The sequence below is a fragment of the Candidatus Symbiopectobacterium sp. genome (genome assembly GCF_020054415.1).
Classification (GTDB): Bacteria; Pseudomonadota; Gammaproteobacteria; order Enterobacterales; family Enterobacteriaceae; genus Symbiopectobacterium.
This window is the reverse complement of sequence record NZ_JAHWCO010000173.1, coordinates 1-2,574: the sequence shown is the minus strand read 5'-3', so window position 1 is coordinate 2,574 and position 2,574 is coordinate 1. Positions and strand designations below refer to the sequence as shown.

General features: G+C 47.9%; 2 protein-coding genes and 1 pseudogene. 1 reads left to right on the top strand and 2 read right to left on the bottom strand.

Annotated features, from left to right (window positions below):
- Positions 1–487: 487 nt before the first annotated feature.
- The gene (gene gndA / locus QZ506_RS05220) at positions 488–1,894 is read right to left on the bottom strand and encodes an NADP-dependent phosphogluconate dehydrogenase (protein WP_291969546.1); all 1,407 of its coding nucleotides are present in this window, start codon (positions 1,892–1,894) and stop codon (positions 488–490) included.
- Between the two features lie 115 nt (positions 1,895–2,009).
- Between gndA and QZ506_RS21495 the strand changes: the two genes are divergently transcribed.
- Positions 2,010–2,282: a helix-turn-helix domain-containing protein gene (locus QZ506_RS21495; RefSeq protein WP_367272974.1), complete on the top strand. Its 273-nt coding sequence runs from the start codon at positions 2,010–2,012 to the stop codon at positions 2,280–2,282.
- A gap of 5 nt (positions 2,283–2,287) precedes the next feature.
- Here QZ506_RS21495 and QZ506_RS05210 read toward each other — a convergent pair.
- Positions 2,288–2,574: pseudogene (locus QZ506_RS05210) on the bottom strand (IS5/IS1182 family transposase); the annotation flags it as partial.

Sequence of the window (2,574 nt, the reverse complement as noted above, 5' to 3'; positions counted from 1 at the left end):
GGCTTTGTTGAATAAATAGATTTTATGCTGGCAGCACAGTGAAACGACGGATCCTCGCAACGTAAAATCATGCAGTTAGGCCTCATGAGAAAAGTTTACACCTGAGATGACAAGCATTTTCAACCAAAACTGGCATGGAAAAACAGCATGATTACCTATTATTCAACAAAGCTCTCAGGTGGGTGAAGCCATGGCCATGGTCAAAGCGCTTAACCGGATCACGCTATTAGGAATGCCGAACAGTATTCGCATCACGTAACAATCGACCCGTATGGGGCGCAGTCGTTACAAGTTCTGATTTATTCAACAAAGCCACAGTGAAATTGTAAATTACGCTCGTATCAACGTTAACAAAGAAGGGTAGCGGCAAAAAGGCAATCAATCATAACCGCATGATTAACTTTAATTTAATGAGAAATATCTATGCAAAACGCCGAATAGCGACACTATTCGGCGTTTATTTAACAACGTGATTTTAATAAATAACTTATTCCAACCACTCGGTGTGGAATACGCCTTCCTTATCAGTGCGTTTATAGGTGTGTGCGCCAAAGTAATCGCGCTGCGCCTGGATCAGGTTGGCAGGCAACACCGCTGAGCGATAGCTGTCGTAATAAGCGATGGCCGCAGAGAAAGTTGGTGTCGGGATACCGTTTTGAACCGCATAGGCCACAACATCACGCAATGCCTGCTGGTAGTCATCGGCCGCTTTCTTGAAGTAAGGTGCCAGCAACAGGTTGGCGATATCCGGCGTTGCCGCGTAGGCATCCGTAATTTTTTGCAGGAACTGAGCGCGAATAATGCAACCAGCACGGAAAATCTTGGCAATTTCACCGTAGTTCAGGTTCCACTGATGCTCTTCTGAAGCAGTACGCAGTTGTGAGAAACCTTGCGCATAGGAAACGATCTTACCCAGATAGAGCGCACGACGCACGTTTTCAATAAAGGTAGCCTTGTCACCGCTAAACGGTTTTACCTGCGGACCAGTCAGCACTTTGGAAGCAGCAACACGCTGATCTTTGAGCGAGGAAATATAGCGCGCAAACACAGATTCGGTGATCAGCGACAGCGGTTCGCCAAGATCGAGCGAGCTTTGGCTGGTCCATTTGCCGGTGCCTTTGTTATCCGCTTCATCCAAAATCACATCAACCAGATAGTTACCCTCTTCATCTTTTTTGGTGAAGATATCTTTGGTGATATCGATCAGGTAGCTGCTCAGTTCCCCGGCATTCCATTCAGAGAAGGTTTTTGCCAGTTCGTCATTGGACAGGTTCAAGCCATGCTTCAGCAATGAATAGGCTTCGGCAATCAATTGCATATCGCCGTATTCGATGCCGTTGTGCACCATTTTTAAATAGTGACCGGCACCGTCTGGCCCGATATAAGTGACGCAGGGTTCGCCTTCGGCACGGGCAGCAATTTTTTCCAAAATAGGCGCCACCAGCTCATAGGCATCTTTCTGACCACCCGGCATGATGGAAGGCCCTTTCAGTGCGCCCTCTTCACCACCTGAGACACCAGTGCCGATAAAGTTGAACCCTTCCGCAGACAGCTCACGGTTGCGGCGGATGGTGTCCTGGAAGAAGGTGTTGCCGCCATCAATGATGATGTCACCTTTATCCAGATAGGGCTTCAGGGATTCGATCGCTTTGTCCGTGCCTTCGCCCGCTTTTACCATCAACAGAATACGGCGCGGAGATTCCAGAGACGCCACAAATTCTTCAACGGTGTAATAAAGCACCAGTTTTTTGCCGGGATTTTCGGCCACTACGTCTTCGGTTTTTTCACGAGAGCGGTTGAAAATGGACACGGTGTAACCACGACTTTCGATGTTAAGCGCCAAATTGCGCCCCATCACCGCCATACCCACCACGCCAATTTGCTGTTTGGACATTAAAGCAACTCCTGTCTGAAGGATAACCTGCCTGTATCACGACGACGACAGACAACGCAAAAGCAGGCGGATATGGTAACTCAGCTTAAGGCATGTGGATAGTGATAGGCGATAGATGGGCATACAGGTTTTATTTCTCTGTCGGTTGCGGCACAGAGTGGCTACACACAAACACCTCTATTGCAACCAAGTGTTGTCATATAGTGACATTTTGTTTTTTACACCTATAATGTCACCATATAACAACAAAGGAGTCGTTATGCTGCCCAATATGAAAGCGATAGGCATCAAATGCCGGCAAAAACGTAAAGCACTCGGCTGGACGCAAAGCAACATGGCTAAACGTGCTGGTATACATCGAACAGTGATATCTGAAAGGCTTTGTTGAATAAATCAGAACTTGTAACGACTGCGCATACGGGTCGATTGTTGCGTGATGCGAATACTGTTCGGCATTCCTGATAGCGTGATCCGGTTAAGCGCTTTTACCATGGCCATGGCTCCACCCACCTGAGCATCGTAGTCTCTCAGACCTAGATGACCACCCAGAAGCCTTTTGAACCGGAACATGGCCGTTTCAGCCACCGAGCGCCGGTGATAGCCCACTTTCTTTTTCCAGATATCGTTACTACCGCTAATGCGCTGATTTGCAACAGCGTGGTTACGCTCGTGGTAGCGAT

Bases quoted from the DNA above. Each gene is read 5' to 3' on its own strand.
- gndA (WP_291969546.1), bottom strand. From the start codon at position 1,894: ATGTCCAAACAGCAAATTGGCGTGGTGGGTATGGCGGTGATGGGGCGC.
- QZ506_RS21495 (WP_367272974.1), top strand. From the start codon at position 2,010: ATGGGCATACAGGTTTTATTTCTCTGTCGGTTGCGGCACAGAGTGGCT.